Genomic DNA, 20,571 nt, shown 5'->3' with positions numbered 1-20,571 from the left:
GCGAGAATCTTATTTGTTGACGACGAGGCCGCGATACGTGAGCTGGTGGACACGGCGCTGTCACGGGCGGGTTTTGAGGTGGAACTGGCGGCGGACGTGATGGACGCCGAAAGCCGGCTGGTCGCCAAAATGCCGGATCTGGTGCTGCTGGACTGGATGCTGCCCGGGGTCAGCGGCGTGGAATACGCCCGTCGCCTGCGGCGCGATGACCGGGCTCGCGACCTGCCGATCATATTGTTGACTGCCAGGGGCGAAGAGGCGGACAAAGTGCGCGGACTGGACAGCGGTGCCGACGATTACATCACCAAACCCTTCTCCCCTCGTGAGCTGGTGGCGCGCATTAATGCTGTGCTGCGCCGCGCTGCGCCCCACATGGCCGACGAGATCATCGAGGTGGACGGCTTGTGCCTGGATGCCGCCAGCCACCGGGTGACCGCCCGGGGGGATGTCCTGGAAATGGGCCCCACGGAGTACCGCTTGCTGCATTTCTTTATGACGCATCCGGAACGGGTGTACAGCCGCGGGCAGCTGCTGGACCGGGTGTGGGGCGGGAATGTGTACGTGGAAGAGCGGACGGTGGATGTGCACATCCGCCGTCTGCGCAAGGCCTTGTCACCCCACGGCCACGAGCGCTATATCCAGACTGTGCGGGGGGCGGGGTATCGCTTTTCCCAGCAGGTTTAGCAGGATGTTGAAAAAGGCCTTGCCGGCCATTTTCAAGGCCGGCCGCCCTGACCGGCTTGGTGGAGGGGGAGGGTGCGTGCCTTCCCGTGCGGGCAGTCCATAGCCTGTTTGTAAGGAGTTTTTGTGTCCAAGGCCTGGTGGTCCGAGTTCTGGCGCGCCCTGTGGCTGGCTGCCCTCGCCCTGGCCGCAGGCGCCTGGTTTGACCGGCCCTGGGCCGCCGCTCTGGTGGCATTGCTGGTTTATCTGGCCGGTCATCTCTTTTATCTGCACAAACTGGAGCGCTGGCTGCGCATGGGTGCCGGCGGTCAGCCCCTGCATGGCTACGGGGTCTGGGCGGATGTGTTTTATCATCTCTATCGTCTGCGGCGCCGCCACTGGCGGCGCAAGCGCACCATCTCCAATTATCTGAACCGTTTTCGCGAACTCACCGCCGCCATGCCGGACGCCACGGTGGTGGCCACGGCGGTGGGGGAGATCGAATGGTTCAACGGGGCCGCCGGGCGTCTGCTGGGCCTGCATTCCCCCCAGGACATCGGTCAACGGGTGGATAATCTGGTGCGCCATCCGGCCTTTGTCGAGTACCTGCACGGCGGGGACTATGAAGAGCCCGTGGTGCTTCCCTCCCCCGCGGACGAGCGGGTCATGTTGTCTGTGGTGGTCGTCCCCTTTGGCCGTGACCAGCGGCTGCTGGTGGCCCGGGACATCACCCGCCTGCACCGCCTGGAGCAGGTGCGGCGCGACTTTGTGGCCAATGTGTCCCACGAAATGCGTACCCCTTTGACGGTCATGGCGGGTTACCTGGAGACGCTGAGCGATGACGGGGCGCACTGTCCATCCCATTGGCGCCGGCCCTTGCAGCTGATGTCGGAGCAGACGGACCGCATGCAGCACCTGGTGAGCGACCTGTTGCTGTTGTCCCGCCTGGAGACGGAGCGCCTGCCTGTGGAAGGTGTCCGGGTGGATGTGCCCCGCCTGCTGGATGGCCTGAAGGGGGAGGCCTTGTCCTTGAGCGGCGGTCGTCACCAGATTCAGTGGGACATGGACCAGGACCTGCATATCCGGGGGCGGCAGGAGGAATTGCGCAGTGCCTTTAGCAACCTGGTCACCAACGCAGTGCGCTACACACCCGCTGGGGGGCAGATCAGTATCCGTTGGTATTTCCGGGAGGGAAAAGCGTGTTTTGAAGTGCGGGACACCGGCATAGGCATCGCGCCCCAGCATCTGCCGCGGCTTACCGAACGTTTTTACCGGGTGGATGTGGCCCGCTCACGCCAGACCGGGGGAACGGGGCTGGGGCTGGCTATCGTCAAACATGTGCTGGAACGCCACGGCAGCCGTCTCGAGGTTCGCAGCGTGAGCGGCCGCGGCAGCACTTTCCGCTGCTGTTTCCCCCCGGTAGCGGCGGTGCCGGGACGATGATTGTCACGCGCCTGTCATATTGGCGTCACTGTGGTGAAATATTCTTGACCAATAATACCGCCCACCTGGGTGCAGGGGAGCAAGGTGCGCCGTCAACCCGTTGAGAGGAGATACATCGTGAAGCGATCTTTCAGGTTTCTGGCCACTTTGGGTCTGGTGAGTGCGGCGCTGGTGTCGGGAACGGCTGGGGCGCTGGAGCTTGACCCCAAACTGCCCACCTACAGCAAGGCGAGCGGCGTGTCCGGCAATGTCTCCAGCGTGGGTTCCGACACCCTGGCCAATTTGATGACCCTGTGGGCGGAACAGTTCAAGCGCGAATACCCCAACGTCAATATTCAAATCCAGGCGGCAGGGTCATCCACCGCGCCGCCCGCCCTGACCGAAGGGACGTCCAACCTGGGGCCCATGAGCCGCAAAATGAAAGCCAAGGAAGTGGCCGCCTTCGAGGAGAAGTACGGCTACAAGCCCACCCCCGTCCGCGTGGCCATCGATGCCCTGGCGGTGTATGTGCACAAAGACAACCCCATCAAGGGTCTGACCATCCCCCAGGTGGACGCGATTTTTTCGTCCACCCGCAAATGCAGCTATCCTGAAGACATCACCCGCTGGGGCCAACTGGGGCTCGGCGGTGCCTGGACCAATCGCTCCATTCAGCTTTTCGGCCGCAACTCCGTCTCCGGCACCTACGGCTATTTCAAGAAAAAAGCCCTGTGCAAGGGTGATTACAAGCCCACCGTCAATGAGCAGCCCGGTTCCGCTTCCGTGGTGCAGTCGGTGAGCGCGTCCCTGAACGGCATCGGCTATTCCGGTATCGGCTACAAAACCTCCGGCGTCAGAGCTGTGCCTCTGGCGAAAAAAGCGGGTGCGAAGTTCGTGGAAGCGGTTCCCGGCAATGCCTTGAGCGGCAAGTATCCCCTGTCCCGCTTTTTGTATATCTATGTCAACAAACACCCCAACAAGCCCCTGCCCCCCCTGGAACGGGAGTTCATCAAGATGGTGTTGTCCAGGGTGGGTCAGCAAGTGGTCATAAAAGACGGCTACATTCCCCTGCCTGCGAGGGTGGTGGCCAAGGAACTGGCCAAGTTGAATTGAGCGGAACGCCCCGCCGGTCCGCTTTTGCAGAGTCCCGCTGATGCGGGACTGTGTTGTCTTGGGGGGCGCTCTTCAGGCTGATGGCCGGCGGATGCCCGCACCGGCTGACTCTCAAGCCGCCGCTGTCACATTAATGTAACATCCTTCGCGTATGTTGCCGCTCATGACGTCCACCCTCTCCCCCTCCCCCAAGGCTGCGGGTCGTGGCTGGCGCGCGCGCATGTTCAAAGACCGCCTGGCCCACCACGCCGTGGGCGTGGGCGGCGTCGGCGTGATCATTGCCATTTTGTTGATTTTTTTCTATCTGCTCTACGTGGTCATCCCCCTGTTTGAGTCGGCTGAGCTGAAGTCGGAGGCTCGCTACGAGGCGCCCGGCGGGGCGGGGGCCACCTTGTATCTGGCCATGGAGGAGCAACGGGAAATCGGCGTTCGTTTTACCGCTGCCGGCAAAGTGGTGTTCTTTCGCACCCAGGGGGGCGAGGTGGTGAGACAGGTTGATCTGCCCCTGCCCCCGGGAACTTCGGTTACGGCCTTCGCCACGGCGCTGCCTGCCAGCGGGGTGGTCGCCCTGGGCCTGTCAGACGGACAGGCCCTGGTGGTGCGTCACAAATATGAAGTGACCTATCCCGGTGACCGGCGGCTGATCACGCCTGAGATCGGCTTTCCCCTGGGTGAGGACCCCATCACGGTGGACGAGCTGGGCCGGCCTTTGGTGCGGCTGGCGGTGGCCGTGGGCGAGGAAGGTGCCACCCTGGCCGCCAGCGTGGCCGGCGGGGACATTCGCCTGGTGGCGCTGAGCAAGGAGGTGTCCTTTCTGGACGAGGAAGAGACCTGGGAGCGCGAAGCGGTCACGGTGTCCACGGCCTTAGGCGCGGTCCGCTTTCTGATCGTCGAGCCGGAGCAACGTAATTTGTACGTGGCGCTGCCGGACGGCCGCCTGCACTATTTCGACATTGTGGACAAGTCCGGGCCCCGTCTGGTGCAGACCGTGAGCGTGGTGCCCAAGGGCCGCAAGCTCACGGCCCTGCAGCTGTTGGTTGGAGGTATTTCCCTGCTGGTGGGTGATGACCACGGTGGTTTGTCCCAGTGGTTCCCGGTGCGCGACGAGCAGAACAACTACAGCCTGAAGCATGTGCGCGATTTCGATCCTCTGGGCGCCGCCATCACCGCCATTGCCCCGGAACAGGCGCGCAAGGGTTTTCTTGTGGCGGACCGTGAAGGCAGCTTGGGCGTTTATCATGCCACCGCCCACCGCACCCTGATGGTGACGCCCTTGTCTTCGGCGCCCCTGACCGCCCTGGCGGTGGCCCCGCGGGCCAACGCCCTGCTGGCGGAAGACAGCCGCGGACGCATCCAGTTTGCGGCCATCCGCAACGAGCACCCCGAGGTGTCCTGGTCGGCCCTGTGGGGCAAGGTGTGGTACGAAGGCTATTCCGAGCCGAAGTACATCTGGCAGTCTTCTTCCGCCAGCAATGATTTCGAGCCCAAGTTCAGCCTTATGCCTATTTCCTTCGGTACTCTGAAGGCGGCGTTCTACGCCATGCTGATGGCTGTGCCCCTGGCCATTCTGGGGGCCATGTACACGGCTCATTTCATGGCGCCGGGCATGCGCCGCCTGGTCAAGCCCAGCGTGGAAGTGATGGAGGCCCTGCCCACCGTCATTCTGGGTTTCCTGGCCGGGTTGTGGCTGGCGCCCTATGTGGAAGCCCGGTTGCCCGGCATTTTCAGTTTGCTGCTCGTCGTGCCCCTGGGTATATTGCTGGCGGCGTACCTGTGGTCACGCCTGCCCGTGGTTCTTCGTTCCGCTGTGCCCGAGGGCTGGGAGCCCGCTTTGCTGGTGCCCGTGGTGGCTTTGCTGGGATGGCTTTCCATGGTCATAAGCCCTGCGCTGGAGACGGCTTGGTTCGACGGTGATATGCGCCAGTGGCTCAGTCATGACCTGGGCATTCCCTTCGATCAGCGCAACTCACTGGTGGTGGGGCTGGCCATGGGCTTTGCCGTGGTGCCGACGATTTTCTCCATCGCCGAGGACGCCATCTTCGGCGTGCCCAAGCATCTGACCCAGGGTTCCCTGGCCCTGGGCGCCACCCCCTGGCAGACCCTGGTGTATGTGGTTCTGCTCACCGCCAGCCCCGGGATTTTCTCCGCTGTGATGATCGGCTTCGGCCGCGCCGTGGGGGAGACCATGATCGTGCTCATGGCCACGGGCAATACGCCGGTGATGGATTTCAGCGTGTTTCAGGGCATGCGCACCCTGGCGGCCAATATCGCCGTGGAAATGCCTGAATCGGAAGTGGACAGCACCCATTACCGGGTTTTGTTCCTGGCGGCACTGGTGCTGTTCCTGTTTACCTTCTTCTTCAACACCCTGGCCGAGCTGGTGCGCCAGCGCCTGCGCAGGAAATACAGCAGTCTGTGACCCCTGTGGCGGTAAAACGGCATTTCGGGCAATGGTGGGGCAGCGGCGCGCCCTGGGTGTGGCTCAGCGCCGGCGCGGTGGCGGTCAGTCTGATCGCCGTGTTCGGGCTGTTGCTTCTGATCGCGGTGCGGGGCCTGAGCTGCTTCTGGCCCGCCGATCTTGTCGAACTGCAATACCAGGAACCGGGCGGCCAGGTTGAGCGCCTGATCGGCGAGGTGGTCGAATCCGAAGTCGTCTCCGCTGAACGTCTGCATAGCGCCGGGCTGCAGCTGCCCCCCGGCGCCCACCGGGTGACCCGCTATTTGCTAAAGGAAGGCAATCGCGACGTCACGGGGATGGACTTCCAGGTCATTATCGAGCCCTACATTCTGTCCCGCGATTATCCCGCAACCTTGCTGGCGGTGGAACGGCGGGAATGGGGCAACCTCTATGGCTATCTGCTGAACGTCAAGGAAAACGGCGCCGTGGTGGCGACCGGCGAGGCGGCCTGGGAGGCCTTGCAAAAGCGTCTCCGGCGGGCCCTGACCTTGAATGACGAGATTCACACCATCGAAAAAGACGACATCGGCGCCATCAATTACCAGATGGAAGGCCTGCGCCTGGAGCGCCGCCGTCTGGAGCTGGATGGTGAAGACACGCCCGAGGCTCTGGCGGCGCTGGCCGAGCAGCGGCAGGAACTGGAACAGCAATACCAGGCGCTGCAATTGCGCCTGAAGGACCTCTACCGCGCGGCCCGCCGGGACAGTTTCACCGCCGAAGTGGCCGGTGGACAAAACATCGAAGTGCCCCTGGCCAAAGTGGTGCGGGTGTACCGTCCCAATGCCATGTCCGTCTGGGACAAGACCGGGCACTACCTCGCCAGGGTGTGGGAGTTTGTTGCTGACGAGCCGCGGGAGGCCAACACCGAAGGGGGGATTTTCCCGGCGATTTTCGGCACGGTGATGATGGTGCTGGTCATGTCGGTGTTTGTCACCCCCTTTGGTGTGGTGGCGGCGCTGTATCTGCGCGAATATGCCAAACAAGGTGTGCTGACCCGCCTCATCCGCATCGCCGTGAACAACCTCGCCGGGGTGCCCTCCATCGTCTACGGCGTGTTTGGCCTGGGTTTTTTCGTTTACTTTCTCGGGGGCAACCTGGATCAGTTGTTTTATCCCGAGGCCCTGCCCGCGCCCACCTTTGGCACACCGGGCATCATGTGGGCCTCACTGACCCTGGCCATACTCACCCTGCCGGTGGTCATCGTTGCCACCGAGGAGGGTCTGGCCCGGGTGCCCCGTTCCGTGCGCGAAGGCAGCCTGGCCCTGGGCGCCACCAAGTTTGAGACCCTGTGGCGGGTGGTGCTGCCCATGGCCAGTCCCGCCCTGATGACGGGCATGATCCTGGCAGTGGCCCGCGCCGCCGGTGAAGTGGCGCCCCTGATGCTGGTGGGGGTGGTGAAACTGGCGCCGTCCCTGCCTTTGGACGGCAATTTCCCCTATTTGCATCTGGACCGTAAATTCATGCATCTTGGCTTTCACATCTACGACGTCGGCTTCCAAAGCCCCAATGTCGAAGCCGCGCGGCCGTTGGTGTATGCCACCGCCTTGTTATTGGTTGTTGTTATCGTCGTGCTGAATCTCTCCGCGGTGGCGATCCGCAATCGTCTGCGGGAAAAATACCGCGCCCTGGAGAGCTGATGGGCGCAGTGGTGGAAGAGACTATGAAAACTGCGAATTCGCGCACCCACGCCGTGGACATGGCGGCCCTGGGCAAGCCGCGCAATCGTCTTAAACTGAGTGACGAGAGCGTGGCGCTGGAGGTCAGGGACCTGGATCTTTACTATGGCGACAAGCAGGCCCTGAGCCGGATCAGCATGCTTGTTCCCGAGCACCGGGTGACCGCCTTCATCGGCCCCAGCGGCTGCGGGAAATCCACCTTGCTGCGTTGTTTCAACCGCATGAATGACCTGGTGGACGGCTGCCGGGTGGTGGGGCAGATTTTTCTGGATGGCAAGGACATATATGCCAAAGGGCAAAACGTGGTGGATCTGCGCCGCCGCGTGGGCATGGTGTTTCAAAAACCGAACCCGTTTCCCAAGTCAATCTACGAAAACGTGGCTTATGGCCTGCGCCTGCAGGGGGAAAAGAACCGGCACCGTCTGGACGAAGTGGTGGAGCGGTCGCTGCGGGGCGCGGCGCTGTGGGACGAAGTCAAAGACCGGCTGCACGACAGCGCCCTGGGTTTGTCCGGCGGCCAGCAGCAGCGCCTGGTCATCGCCCGGGCCATCGCCGTGGAGCCGGAAGTGTTGTTGTTGGACGAGCCGGCCTCGGCCCTGGACCCCATTTCCACGCTGAAGCTGGAAGAGCTGATCTACGAACTCAAGGAACAGTATTCCATCGTGATCGTCACCCACAATATGCAGCAGGCCGCCAGGGTGTCTGACTACACCGCGTTTATGTATCTCGGTGAACTGATCGAATACTCGGACACGGACACCTTGTTTACCAACCCCCGCGAAAAGCAGACCGAAGATTATATTTCCGGCCGCTATGGCTGAGCGGCGGCATTTATGGGGCATTGCGACGAGGACAGGTGTATGGACAAAGTAGATATCGGGCACCACATCTCCCAGCGCTTCAACGAAGAGCTGGAGGACGTGCGCAACAAGGTGCTGGCCATGGGTGGGCTGGTGGAACAGCAACTGGCCGACGCCATGGTCGCCATCGGTTCCGGCGACAGCGATCTGGGCCGGGTGGTGGTGACCAACGATTTCAAGGTTAACGCCCTGGAAGTGGCCATAGACGAAGAGTGCACCCAGATCCTGGCGCGCCATCAGCCCACGGCCACAGATTTGCGTCTGGTGGTGGCGGTCATCAAAACCATCACTGACCTGGAACGCATCGGCGACGAGGCGGAGAAAATCGGCCGTCTGGCGGAGCAGCTGGTGGAGCTGGAAGAGGGCAAGGTGGCATATACGGAACTGGATACCCTGGGCAATCATGTTCGCCAGATGCTGCACGATGCTCTGGACGCCTTTGCCCGCACCGATGTGGAAGCCGCCGTCAAAGTGGCGGGTCAGGATCCCAAAATAGACCGCGAGTACAACGCCCTCATGCGCCAGCTCATCACCTTCATGATGGAAGACCCGCGTTCCATCCGCCGGGTACTCAACGTGATGTGGGCGGCCCGCGCCCTGGAGCGCATCGGTGACCATTCCCGCAACATTTGCGAATACATCATTTATCTGGTCAAAGGCAAGGACGTGCGCCATACCAGCCTGGAGCAGATGGAAGAGGAAGTGCGCGGGACGCGCAGACCGCAATGAGCCTTCGGTGAAGCAAAACAAAAAAGGGCGGTAAAGCGCCGCCCTTGTTTGGTCTGAGTGCCCCCTCTTCAGGGGGGCCGCCGGCCGTCCTTTCCCTCAGGCTGGTGAGGAATGCGCCCTAGCCGGCGAAATTCTTCGCCACAAAATCCCAGTTGACAATATTCCAGAAGCTCTCCACGTAGTTGGGGCGGGCGTTGCGGTAATCGATGTAATAGGCATGCTCCCACACGTCACAGGTGAGCAGGGGCGCTTTGCCTTCCGCAAGCGGCGTGCCGGCATTGCTGGTGCTGACCACGTCCAAAGTGCCGTCGGGGTTTTTCACCAGCCAGGCCCAGCCGGAGCCGAAGGTGGTGACGGCGGTCTGGGAGAACTTCTCCTTGAAGGCATCCAGCGAGCCAAAGGTGTTGTTGAGGGCGTCCAGCAAAGCGCCACCGGCTTGGCCGCCGGCGGGGGAGAGGCCGTTCCAGTAAAAGGTATGGTTCCAGACTTGCGCCGCGTTGTTGAAAATTCCGCCCGAGGATTTTTTGATGATGTCCTCCAGGGGCATGTCCTCGAACTCCGTGCCCTTGATCAGCTTGTTCAAATTGGCCACGTAAGTGGCGTGGTGTTTGCCGTAGTGGTATTCCAGGGTTTCCCGGGACAGGACCGGCTCCAGGGCGTCCATGGCATAGGGCAGTTCCGGCAGCTTGTGCTCCATGGGTGATTTCCTCCAATCGTGTGTGATGAATGCTGCTTCCAGGCATGGTGGCAGCGGGTGCGGATTATAGTTTAAGACTTAGTCTAAAATAAGCGGTCGCGGCGCTGCAAGCACAAAACGCCGTTTTCAGTCTCTGCCGCTCAAGGCCTCGCCGTGCTCCTCGTGCAGGTAGGTCCGGCCGCGGTAAAAGCGGGCGGCGATGCTGAACAAGACGGCCGTCACCAGCATCAGGCCGGTGAAAAACCAATAATAGTCGGCCCCGGCCAGGACCACGCCGCCGTCTTCGTTCTGAATGAAAAAATTCACCGCGCTGGTGAACAGGTTGCCGGCGGAAATGGACAACATGAAAAAGGCCATCACGAACGACTTCATGGTCCTGGGTGCCTGGGTGTAGGAAAACTCCAGGCAGGTGATGGACACCATCACCTCCGCTGCCGTCAGCGCCACATAGGCCAACAACTGCCAGCCGATATGGGGTGTGGCGCCGCCGTCGAGGCGCATCTGAATCCAGGTGGGAATCAAAAACGCCGCCGCTGCCAGGAACAAGCCAAGGGCGATCTTGCGCAAGGGCGGCAGGGGGGCCAGCCGTTCCAGGGCGGGATAAATCACGTAGGAAAACAAGGGAATCAAGATCATCACCAACAAGGGGTTGGCGGCCTGGATCTGGGACGGCAGCACCTCAAAACCCAACACTTCCCGGTCCATCTGCTGGGCCTGCAACACCCAGGCGGAGCCGGTCTGATCGAACAGCGCCCAAAACACCGCCACGAAGGCGTAAATAAGGCACAGCCGGCCCAGGGCCCTGAGCCCCTCACCGCTGAAGGTCTCCTTCACAAAGCGCCGGCCGCCGGGCGGGATGTGGACGAACTGGTGGCGCCCCGCCCAAAACACCAAAGTGGCGAGCAGCATGAGCACGCCGGGCACGGCGAAGGCCACCGAGGGGCCGTATTCCGCCAGCAGCCAGGGTGTGGCCAGCATGGAGACAAAAGCGCCCAGGTTGATGGCGAAGTAAAACCCGCCGAACACCCGCGACAACAAATGCTGGTTGGACGGCCCGAACTGGTCCCCCACGTGGGCCGAGACGCAGGGCTTGATGCCCCCCGAGCCGATGGCGATGAGGGCCAGCCCCAGTGCCAGCCCCAGGCGGGTGTGATCCAAAGCCAGGGCGAAATGGCCCAGGCAATAGACCAGTGACAAAAAAATGATGGTGCGGTACTTGCCCCACACCCCGTCCGCCAGCAGGGCGCCCAGCAGCGGCAGGAAATACACCGCCGAGACGAAAAGATGAAAATACCCCTTGGCCTCTTCCTCGCTCATGGTGGCCAGTGTTCCCTCGCTGTCCATGAGGTACTGGGTCATGAACACCACCAAAATGGCGCGCATGCCATAAAAGCTGAAGCGCTCGGCGGCCTCGTTGCCGATGATGTAGGGAATGCCCGGTGGCAGCGTGGGGGAGGGCAGGGGGGCGGTGCGGTAGCGCATGAGGGTCCTGTTGGTTTAAGGTGAAGGGTGTTTTGGGTGTGACCGGGGCATGTCCCCGGCCCACCCGGAGCCCCGCGGATTCTACAATGGTTTGCAACACAGCAGGAATGCGGGCGCCCGCCCCGCCCCCGGGAGGATGGCCATGAAACATGTCGCGGCCTGGTCGTATTGTGTAGTGTGCTCGTCGCTGCCGTCCCCGCCCTGGCCGTGCCCACCGACGTCACCGCGCGGGTGCTGGCCTGGGATGCCAAATTCGTCGGCACCGGCATGGCCGGCGCCGGGGGCTGCGCCTGCGACGCCTGAAGCCTCATGAACCCCGTCGAACTCAGCCTCTTCGCCAGCCGCATCAGTGCGGTGTGCGAGGAAATGGGCGCGGTGCTGCGCCGCGCGGCCTTGTCGCCCAATATCAAGGACCGGCTGGATTTTTCCTGTGCGGTGTTCGACGAGCAGGGGCGCTTGTGTGCCCAGGCGGCCCATATTCCCGTGCATCTGGGCAGCATGGCTTATGCCATGGGCGGCATCGTGCGGCGCTGCCACTGGGCGCCCGGCGACATGGTCATTGTCAATGATCCCTACCTGGGGGGTACCCATCTGCCCGATGTGACCCTGGTGGCGCCGTTCTTTGTGGGCGGGGAGCTGCTGGGTTTCGTGGTCAACCGCGCCCACCATGCGGACATCGGCGCGGCGGCGCCCGGTTCCATGCCCCTGTCCCGCTCCCTGGACGAGGAGGGCATGGTGATTCCGCCCACCCACTTGCTGCGGCACGGGCGGATGGAAGAGGGCTGGTTCGAGCACCTGTTGGGGGCGCTGCGCAATCCGGCCCAGGCCCGGGGGGATTTCGCCGCCCAGATCAGCGCCAACCGCGCCGGCTTGCGGCGGCTTCAGGAATGGGTGGCCGGCCTGGGGCCGGGGGCGTACCGCCGTGCCCTCAGTGCGGTGAATGATTATGGTGAGCGCCTGGCCCGGGCCGCTTTGCGCGACATTCCTGATGGCCGCTACACCTTCCGCGATGTGCTCGACGACGACGGCGCCGGGCACACCGATCTGCCCATCGTGGTCACCGTGACGGCCGGCGACGGCGCCATCGGGGTGGATTTCAGCGGCACCGCGGACCAGGCCGCGGGCAATGTGAACTGCCCCTTGTCGGTGGCGGCTGCCGCGGTGTACTACGTCTTCCGCTGCCTCATGCCCGCCCACACCCCCGCCTGCGCCGGCAGTTTCCGGCCCATTGCCCTGCGGGCGCCGGCGGGCTGTCTGCTCAACGCCCGCCCGCCGGCCGCCGTGGCGGCGGGCAATGTGGAGACCAGCACCCGGGTGGTGGATGCGGTGCTGGGGGCCCTGGCCCAGGCCATCCCAGCGCGCATTCCCGCCGCCAGCCACGGCAGCATGAACAATGTTGCCATGGGTGGCCTGGAGTGGGACTACTACGAAACGTTGGGCGGTGGCATGGGGGCCGGTCTCCTGGGCGGTGGCCTGCACGCCGTGCAGACCCATATGACCAACACCCTCAACACGCCGGTGGAAAGCCTGGAAATGCACTACCCCTTGCGGGTGCGGGCCTACGCCGTGCGGCGCGGCTCCGGCGGCCGTGGCCGGTGTCCCGGCGGCGACGGCCTGATCCGGGAATACGAATTTCTGGAGGAGACCCGCGTCACCCTGCTCACCGAACGGCGTCGCCATACCCCCTGGGGTCTGCAGGGGGGGGAGGCAGGGGCGCCGGGCCGCAATCTTTTGCAGGGGCAAAGCCTGCCGCCCAAGGTGCATATCACCGCTGAGGCCGGCCAGCGGCTCACTGTGGAGACGCCCGGCGGCGGTGCGTGGGGCAAAGCCACAATGCCCACCCCTTAAATTCCGGGGCAGCGACGGGTTAGAATCCGGGATTGTTTCCGGGGGATTAAGTCGGGGCGGGACAGCCGCACCAGTTGGCGGGCTTGACGCGCCGCCGGCCCTGGCATAGAGGACGGTCTGCATCCCCGCGGCATCTCCGGCCATGTGCCGCAAGCCGGTTTCACTATGAGGTAATGATGCGATGGACGTGATGGATTTCATCAAAGAACAGGTCGCCACCCACCCGGTGGTGATCTTCATGAAGGGGACGCCCGATTTTCCCCAGTGCGGTTTTTCCGCCCGCGCCGCCGAGGCCCTCAGGGCCTGCAGCGAGGAGCTGGCTTATGTCAATATTTTTGAAGACCCGGAAATTCACCGCAATCTGCCCAGGTTTTCCAACTGGCCCACTTTCCCCCAGGTGTTCATCGGCGGCGAGTTGATCGGCGGCTGCGACATCACCCTGGAACTTTACGAGCGCGGCGAGTTGCAAAAAATGGTCAGGGCCGCGGTGGAACAAGCCGGGTCGCGTTAAGCGGCATCCGCCACGATCCGGCAAGGGGGCCGCAGGCGGCATCATTCCCGCCGCGAGGTTTGTCTTTGCCCCCTGCCAAGGAGCCGCCTCCATGCCCAAGCCCACCCCGGTTGATGATCCTGTCCTGCGCCGCCTGCGCTGGCTGACCTGGACCATTGTCCTGGTGGTCATCCTGTGGCAGGTCCTGCCCTGGGTGGAGCGCTATGTGATCGGCCTCACTGCCGAGCCGCGGGCGGTGACGCCGCGGGGCGATCTGGCGGCGGATGAACAGTCCACCATTGAAATCTTCGAGCAGGCCAGCCCCTCGGTGGTGTTCATCTCCACCCGCAAACGGGTGCGGGACTTTTGGACCCGCAACATTTTCACCGTGCCCAAGGGTACCGGTTCCGGGTTTGTGTGGGATGACCTGGGTCACGTGGTCACCAACCATCATGTGATAGCGGGCGCGTCAGAGGCCGTTGTGCGGCTCAATGACGGGCGCAGCTACAAGGCCGTGCTGGTGGGGGCCAGCCCGGCCCATGATCTGGCGGTGCTGCGTATCAACGTGGCCTTCGACCGGCCGCCGCCGGTGCCCATCGGCACCAGCGCTGATCTGAAAGTGGGGCAGAAGGTCTTTGCCATCGGCAATCCCTTCGGGCTGGATTACACCCTCACCGGCGGGCTGGTCTCGGCGCTGAACCGGTCTTTGACGGAAGAGAACGGCGCGCGCATCGACAAGCTCATCCAGACCGATGCCGCCATCAATCCCGGCAATTCCGGCGGGCCGTTGCTGGACAGCGCCGGCCGCTTGATTGGCATCAATACTGCGATTTACAGCCCCTCCGGCGCCTATGCGGGCATTGGCTTTGCGGTGCCCGTGGACACGGTAAACCGGGTGGTGCCGCGCCTGATTGCCCAGGGCCGGTACATTCGTCCCAGCCTGGGTGTCGCCGTGGACGAGGACTTGAATAAAATACTCACCGCCCGGCTGGGGGTGCGGGGGGTGGCGGTGCTCAAGGTCTATCCGGGCTCAGCGGCCGAGCGGGCCGGCCTGCGGGAAACCCGGGTGGACCGCAGCGGGCAGGTGATTCCCGGCGACGTCATCTTGGCTGTGGACGGTCATCCGGTGGCGTCGGTGGCGGCCCTGCTGACGCAGTTGGACGCGTACCGTGTCGGCGACCGGGTCACCTTGCGTATCTGGCGGTCCGGGCGGGAGAGGGATGTGGCCGTCACTCTTGAGGCCGGCACCAGTTAGGAGCCTGTTATTCTTCCGGCGGGGCCGCCGCTGCCGGTGGCCGCCGTCCGCTTGCGATGACGACGATGTGCAACAGAAAATCGGAGACTTGATCTTGTAACAATCAACCCTATTCCTTGACTTGCATTCCTGCGGGAGTCCCTTGGTGGATGGAAAATGAAACTGACGGAGGTAAGTTGAGTAATGAAAATCGCCCAAGTGTCTCCGCTCTACGAGAGCGTTCCCCCGAAAACCTACGGCGGCACCGAACGGGTGGTGCACTACCTCACCGAGGAGCTGGTGCGCCTCGGGCACCAGGTCACCTTGTTTGCCAGCGGCGATTCCAGGACCCGGGCCGAGCTGCGCCCCATCGTGCCGGAGGCTTTGCGCCTCAGCCGCGTTCGCCGCGACCCCACGGTCTGGCACACCCTGTTGCTGGCCGCAGTGGCGCGGGAGGCCCACAACTATGATGTGATTCATTTTCATACCGATTTTCTTCATTTTCCCCTGTGCCGCCTGGTGGGCACCCCCCAGCTCACCACCTTGCACGGCCGCCTCGATTTGCCCGACCTGCAGGCGGTTTACGCCGAGTTTCATGACCAGCCCGTGGTGTCCATTTCCGACGCCCAGCGCGCGCCCTTGCCACAGGCCCAATGGCTGGCCACGGTTTACAACGGCGTGCCGGCCGAGTGCTACGACTTCCGGGCCGAAGGGGGGGATTATCTGGTGTTCCTCGGCCGCATCTCGCCGGAAAAAGGCGCCGAGGCCGCCATTGAGATTGCCCTGCGGGCGGGTCTGCCTTTGAAAATCGCCGCCAAGATCGACGTGGTGGACGAGGCCTACTTCAAAGCGCGCATCCAGCCCCACCTGGGCCATCCCTTGATCGAATACGTGGGCGAGGTGGACGAGCGGGGCAAAAACGAGCTGTTGGGCGGGGCGCGGGCACTGCTGCTCCCATTGGCCTGGCCGGAGCCCTTCGGTTTGGTGATGATCGAGGCCATGGCCTGCGGCACGCCGGTGATAGCCTATCGCCGCGGCGCAGTGCCGGAGGTGGTGGCCGACGGCATCAGTGGTTACATCGTCGACGGCCCGGAAGAAGCGGTGGCGGCCGTGGAACGGCTGGACCGCCTGGACCGCCACACCTGCCGCCGGTATTTCGAGCGCCGTTTCAGCGCCCGGCAGATGGCCGAGAGGTATCTGCGTGCGTATGCGGGCCTGCTGGAGCGGTATCCGGCGCTGTCACTGAAGGCGGGCTAGTCCCGTGGCTGCGCCCAAGGATGTCATCCAGATCGACGACCGTTGGTATGTGCTGGCCACCTCCTCGCGCACCGACGACCGTACCCGGGTGCTCAAGCATGACGATTTGTTCGGTTTGTTCGATCGCTGGGGGGATGTGCAGCACATCGGCCTGGGCGAACAGGGGCTGTATTTTCAAGGCACCCGCTTTCTCTCCCGCCTGGAACTGACTGTCAACCAGCGCCGTCCGCTGCTGCTCAATTCCACGGTCCAGGAAGACAATGCCCTGATGGTGGTGGACCTCACCCTGCCGGATCTGTACGACAATGGTGTCCTCGCGATTCGCAAAGGAACGGTGCATCTGTTTCGTTCCAAGTTGCTCTGGCAGGGGCAGTGTTACGAGCATTTCTGCCTGCACAACTACAGCGATGCCGAGGTGCGCATGGAGCTGGAGCTGGTGTTTGAGGCCGACTACAGCGACATCTTCGAAGTCCGCGGCGCCGCGCGGGTCCGCAGCGGTGCCGGCCTGTCTGCGGAAACGGAAGGCGAAAAGCTGACGCTGGCTTACCGCGGCCTGGACGGCGTGCTGCGTCGCACCCGCATCCGCCTCACTCCCGCGCCCCGCTGGGAAGAGGGCGGCCGGGCGCGCATGGACTGTTGTCTGCCACCCGGCGGTGGGCAGGATTTCTATCTCACCATCACCTGCGACAGCGGCGTGCAGGCAGCGTCCGTGGTCCGCTACGATGAGGCTTTGCGCGCCCATCGCGCCCTGTTGCGCAAGCGGCGGGAGGCGGCGGCGGAAGTGTTCACCTCCAACGAGCAGTTCAACGACTGGCTCAACCGTTCCGCCGCCGATCTGCACATGCTCACCACCGACACGCCCGAAGGGCCTTATCCTTATGCCGGGACGCCTTGGTTCAGCACTCCCTTTGGCCGCGACGCGCTGATCACTGCCTTGCAGACCCTGTGGCTGAACCCGGCCCTGGCCCGCGGCGTGCTCGCCTTTCTCGCCCACCACCAGGCGGAGGAGGAAGACCCCGCCAGCGATGCCGAACCGGGCAAGATTCTCCACGAAATGCGCGGCGGTGAAATGGCGGCCCTGGGGGAGGTGCCCTTTGCCCGCTATTACGGCAGCGTCGATGCCACCCCCTTGTTCGTGTGGCTGGCGGGGGCCTATTACCGCCGCAGCGGCGACCGGGCCTTGATCGAGGCCATCTGGCCCAATATCCGGCGGGCGCTGGAGTGGATCGATCACTACGGTGATGCGGACGGCGACGGTTTCGTGGAATACACCCGCCACAGCGCCAACGGCCTGGTGCAACAGGGCTGGAAGGATTCCGACGACTCCGTCTTTCACGCCGACGGCAGTGCGGCGGACGGACCCATCGCCCTGTGCGAAGTGCAGGCCTATGTTTATGAGGCCAAGCGGGAGGCGGCGGCCCTGGCGCGCCTGCTGGGAGAGGAACGCTTCGCTGCGGATCTGGAGGCCCAGGCGGTGGCGCTGCAGCGGCGCTTCAACGCGGTCTTTTGGTGTGAGGAGATCCAGACCTACGCCCTGGCCCTGGACGGTGCCAAGCGGCCCTGCCGGGTGCGCTCCTCCAACGCCGGCCATGTGCTGGCCACGGGCATCGCCGATCCGGTGCGGGGCCGGCAGGTCGCCCAGAGCTTGTTGGCGCCCGCTTCATTCAGCGGCTGGGGCGTGCGCACCATCGCTGCCGGGGAGGCCCGCTACAACCCCATGTCTTACCACAACGGTTCGGTCTGGCCCCACGACAGCGCCCTGGTGGCGGCGGGGGTGGCGCGCTACGGCAACAAGGAGGATGTCCTGAAAATTCTCACTGGCCTGTTCGACGCCAGTATCACCCTGGATTTGCACCGCCTGCCGGAGTTGTTTTGCGGCTTCGACCGCCTGCGGGGCCAGGGGCCCACCCTCTATCCCGTGGCCTGCCTGCCCCAGGCCTGGGCCAGTGGGGCGGTGTTTCACTTGTTGCAATCCTGCCTGGGGCTGGTGTTCTCCCCGGAAAAACCGCAGCTCCGTTTTTATCATCCCAAGCTGCCGGATTATCTGGACCGGATCAAGATCACCCGGCTGCGCTTCAACAGCGGGGTGATCGACCTGGTGTTCCGCCGTCACCCGCGGGATGTGGGCATCAATGTTCTGCGCAAGGAAGGGGACGTGGAAATAGCGGTGATCGTCTGAGAAGCGTGGCCAGTCGGCCGGCTCCCGCCGTGGTCAGGTGGCGTCCCGCATCATGGAGGTCGCGGCTGACGAAGTTGTGCACCGTGTCCGCCTCTTCCCGGCCTGGCTCATCCAGTTCCACCGCTTTTTCCCGCGCCAGCATGCGCTCGCAGCCCTGTACCAGCCGGTCCTTGTCGGCCGCCGGCTGATTCCGTCCCTGATGTTCGTTCCGAAGCATGGGTTTCGTCCTGCCCTTTGGCGTTAAGGATCAGAGTTAAGGGAAGTCGTAACGGGTATCTTCCCATGCGATCAGGGCGGGGTGCCCTTTCAGCGGCGCCGGGGGCGGGCTACACTCCCCGCCATGACTGTGCCGGCCCACATCAGAAAACGCGTGCAGCAGTTGCGCGCCGAACTCGACGAACACAACTACCGCTATTATGTGCTGGATGCGCCGGTGATATCCGATGCCCGGTACGACCGTCTGCTGCGGGAACTTAAGACCCTGGAACAAGCCTGGCCCGAACTCATCACCCCCGATTCGCCCACCCGGCGGGTGGGCGCGGCCCCGGCCCGGGAATTTGGCCAGGTGCGCCACCGGGTACCCATGCTGTCCATGGACAACGCCTTCACCGAGGCCGAAGTGCGGGCCTGGGACGAGCGGGTGCGCAAGGCGCTGGGTACGGCGGGGCCGGTGGCCTGTACGGCGGAGCCCAAGTTCGACGGCGCCTCCCTCAGTCTGCGTTACGAAGACGGCCTGCTGGTGCGCGCCGGCACCCGCGGCGACGGCCGGACCGGGGAAGACGTCACCCCAAATGTCCGCACCATCCGCAGCATCCCCCTCAAGCTGCGCGGGCGCGGCTGGCCCCGGGTGGTGGAAGTGCGCGGCGAGGTGGTGATCCGCAAAAAAGATTTTGAGCGGCTCAACGCCCAGCAATTGGCACAGGGCGGCAAAGTGTTCGCCAACCCCCGCAACGCCGCCGCCGGCAGCCTGCGTCAGCTCGATCCACGCATCACCGCCGCGCGGCCCTTGAGCTTTTTCCCCTGGGGGTTGGGGGAGGTGGCGGGAGGGCGGCTGCCGGGGCGTTATTCGGAAGTGGTGGCCATGCTGCGCCAGTGGGGCTTTCCCGTGACGAGGCTGTTCCGGACCGTGGCCGGGGTGGAGGCCTGCCTCGCCTATTATGCCGAGGTGGCCGCCCGGCGCGATGCGCTCCCCTTTGAGATTGACGGGGTGGTGTACAAAGTGGACGAACTGGCGGCGCGCGACAGGCTGGGTTTTACCGCCCGGGCGCCGCGCTGGGCCCTGGCCCACAAATTCCCGGCCCAGGAGGAGACCACCGTGGTGGCGCGCATCGAGGCGTCTGTGGGGCGCACCGGGGTGGTGACGCCGGTGGCAGTGTTGCGGCCGGTGCAGGTAGGGGGCGTGACCGTCACCCACGCCACTTTGCACAATCAGGACGAGGTGGAACGCAAGGACGTGCGGGTGGGCGATACCGTGATCGTGCGCCGTGCCGGTGACGTTATTCCGGAAGTGGTGGGCGTAATCAGGGAAAAACGCCCCCCCGGTACCCGGCCCTGGCGGATGCCGGCCCATTGCCCGGTGTGCGGCGCCGACGTGGTGCGGGAGGAAGGTGCCGCCGCCCATCGCTGCGTGGGAGGCTTGTACTGTCCGGCCCAGCGCATGGGGGCCTTGCGCCACTTCGCCTCGCGCCGCGCCCTGGATATTCAGGGGCTGGGGGAAAAGCTGGTGGAACAACTGGTGGCGAAAGGTTTACTGCGGACGGTGGCTGATCTTTACCGCCTGAAGCAGGCGGACCTCGCCGCCCTGGAACGCATGGGGGAGAAATCCGCCCGGAACCTGCTGGATCAGATCGAAAAAAGCAAAACCACCACCTTGCCGCGCCTGCTCTACGCCCTGGGCATTCCCCAGGTGGGCGAGGCCACGGCGCGGGCCCTGGCGGAACATTTCGGCGACCTGGACCGGCTGCTGGATGCCGACGAGGCGGCTTTGCAGGAAGTGGAGGGCATCGGTCCCAATGTGGCGGCGGAGATCAGCGCCTTTTTCCGCCAGCCCCACAACCGCCAGGTGGTCCAGGCCCTGGGCGCGGCCGGGGTTCATTGGCCCAAGCCGGCACGGCCGCGCCCGGGGCTGCCACTGGCGGGCAAGACCTTCGTTCTTACCGGCGCGCTCCAGTCCATGAGCCGTGAGGAGGCCGGGGAACGTCTCCGGGCCCTGGGCGGCCGGGTGGGCGCCAGCGTATCCCGCAAGACCGACTATGTCATTGTTGGCGCCGGGGCCGGTGCCAAGGCGGACAAAGCGCGGGACCTGGGCATTCCCATGCTGGACGAGGCGGCCTTTTTGCGCCTGTTGCGGAGCGCCCGCTGAGGCGGGCCGGGGGCGCGGTGCCCGCTGTCGTGGCCCTTTCCCCCTGCTTCCTTTCAGCTTGGTTTAAGCCCCCGGTTTTAACCTGATGAGCTGTGATAACACCA

The 20,571-nt window shown here is 64.2% G+C and carries 15 protein-coding genes; 13 read left to right on the top strand and 2 right to left on the bottom strand.

Going from position 1 to position 20,571, the window contains the following annotated elements:
* The 7 genes from phoB to phoU form a co-directional block, all read left to right on the top strand.
* The coding region (gene phoB / locus ENJ19_09910) for a phosphate regulon transcriptional regulatory protein PhoB (protein ID HHM06038.1) at positions 1-684 on the top strand (684 nt) is incomplete at its 5' end.
* 123 nt (positions 685-807) lie between these two features.
* On the top strand, positions 808-2,103 hold the full coding sequence (gene phoR, locus ENJ19_09905) for a phosphate regulon sensor histidine kinase PhoR (protein HHM06037.1): 1,296 nt from the start codon (positions 808-810) through the stop codon (positions 2,101-2,103).
* A gap of 117 nt (positions 2,104-2,220) precedes the next feature.
* Positions 2,221-3,195, top strand: a complete 975-nt coding sequence (pstS, locus tag ENJ19_09900) for a phosphate ABC transporter substrate-binding protein PstS family protein (GenBank protein ID HHM06036.1) — start codon at positions 2,221-2,223, stop codon at positions 3,193-3,195.
* A gap of 163 nt (positions 3,196-3,358) precedes the next feature.
* On the top strand, positions 3,359-5,614 hold the full coding sequence (locus ENJ19_09895) for an ABC transporter permease subunit (GenBank protein HHM06035.1): 2,256 nt from the start codon (positions 3,359-3,361) through the stop codon (positions 5,612-5,614).
* Entirely contained in the window at positions 5,599-7,290 is a 1,692-nt protein-coding gene (gene pstA / locus ENJ19_09890) for a phosphate ABC transporter permease PstA (GenBank protein ID HHM06034.1), read from the top strand. The genes ENJ19_09895 and pstA overlap by 16 nt, the downstream gene beginning before the upstream one ends.
* 23 nt (positions 7,291-7,313) lie before the next feature.
* Positions 7,314-8,150 (top strand): phosphate ABC transporter ATP-binding protein, encoded by an 837-nt coding sequence (locus tag ENJ19_09885; protein HHM06033.1) that lies wholly within the window; start codon positions 7,314-7,316, stop codon positions 8,148-8,150.
* A gap of 39 nt (positions 8,151-8,189) precedes the next feature.
* Positions 8,190-8,918: a phosphate signaling complex protein PhoU gene (gene phoU / locus ENJ19_09880; protein HHM06032.1), complete on the top strand. Its 729-nt coding sequence runs from the start codon at positions 8,190-8,192 to the stop codon at positions 8,916-8,918.
* 118 nt (positions 8,919-9,036) lie between these two features.
* On the opposite strand, the gene ENJ19_09875 is transcribed toward phoU, so the two are convergent.
* Both ENJ19_09875 and ENJ19_09870 read right to left on the bottom strand, forming a co-directional pair.
* Complete coding sequence (locus ENJ19_09875) at positions 9,037-9,615, bottom strand: superoxide dismutase (GenBank protein ID HHM06031.1); 579 nt, start codon at positions 9,613-9,615, stop codon at positions 9,037-9,039.
* A 126-nt stretch (positions 9,616-9,741) separates the two neighbouring features.
* Positions 9,742-11,097, bottom strand: a complete 1,356-nt coding sequence (locus ENJ19_09870; GenBank protein ID HHM06030.1) for an MFS transporter — start codon at positions 11,095-11,097, stop codon at positions 9,742-9,744.
* Positions 11,098-11,406: 309 nt separating this feature from the next.
* On the opposite strand from ENJ19_09870, the gene ENJ19_09865 reads away from it, so the two are divergent.
* The 6 genes from ENJ19_09865 to ligA all read left to right on the top strand — a co-directional run bounded on the left by ENJ19_09865 (position 11,407) and on the right by ligA (position 20,467).
* A complete protein-coding gene (locus ENJ19_09865; GenBank protein ID HHM06029.1) occupies positions 11,407-12,945 on the top strand; it encodes a hydantoinase B/oxoprolinase family protein in 1,539 nt (512 codons plus the stop codon).
* A 181-nt stretch (positions 12,946-13,126) separates the two neighbouring features.
* Positions 13,127-13,456, top strand: a complete 330-nt coding sequence (grxD, locus tag ENJ19_09860) for a Grx4 family monothiol glutaredoxin (GenBank protein HHM06028.1) — start codon at positions 13,127-13,129, stop codon at positions 13,454-13,456.
* 91 nt (positions 13,457-13,547) lie between these two features.
* Positions 13,548-14,690: a PDZ domain-containing protein gene (locus ENJ19_09855; protein HHM06027.1), complete on the top strand. Its 1,143-nt coding sequence runs from the start codon at positions 13,548-13,550 to the stop codon at positions 14,688-14,690.
* A gap of 183 nt (positions 14,691-14,873) precedes the next feature.
* A complete protein-coding gene (locus tag ENJ19_09850; protein HHM06026.1) occupies positions 14,874-15,926 on the top strand; it encodes a glycosyltransferase family 4 protein in 1,053 nt (350 codons plus the stop codon).
* A gap of 4 nt (positions 15,927-15,930) precedes the next feature.
* Positions 15,931-18,105: an amylo-alpha-1,6-glucosidase gene (locus tag ENJ19_09845; protein HHM06025.1), complete on the top strand. Its 2,175-nt coding sequence runs from the start codon at positions 15,931-15,933 to the stop codon at positions 18,103-18,105.
* Between the two features lie 340 nt (positions 18,106-18,445).
* Positions 18,446-20,467, top strand: a complete 2,022-nt coding sequence (gene ligA / locus ENJ19_09840) for an NAD-dependent DNA ligase LigA (protein ID HHM06024.1) — start codon at positions 18,446-18,448, stop codon at positions 20,465-20,467.
* Positions 20,468-20,571: the final 104 nt, after the last annotated feature.

Source organism: Gammaproteobacteria bacterium, assembly GCA_011375345.1.
Lineage (GTDB): Bacteria > Pseudomonadota > Gammaproteobacteria > DRLM01 > DRLM01 > DRLM01.
The sequence above is the reverse complement of the archived record's forward strand: the minus strand, read 5'-3'. Positions and strand labels throughout refer to the sequence as shown.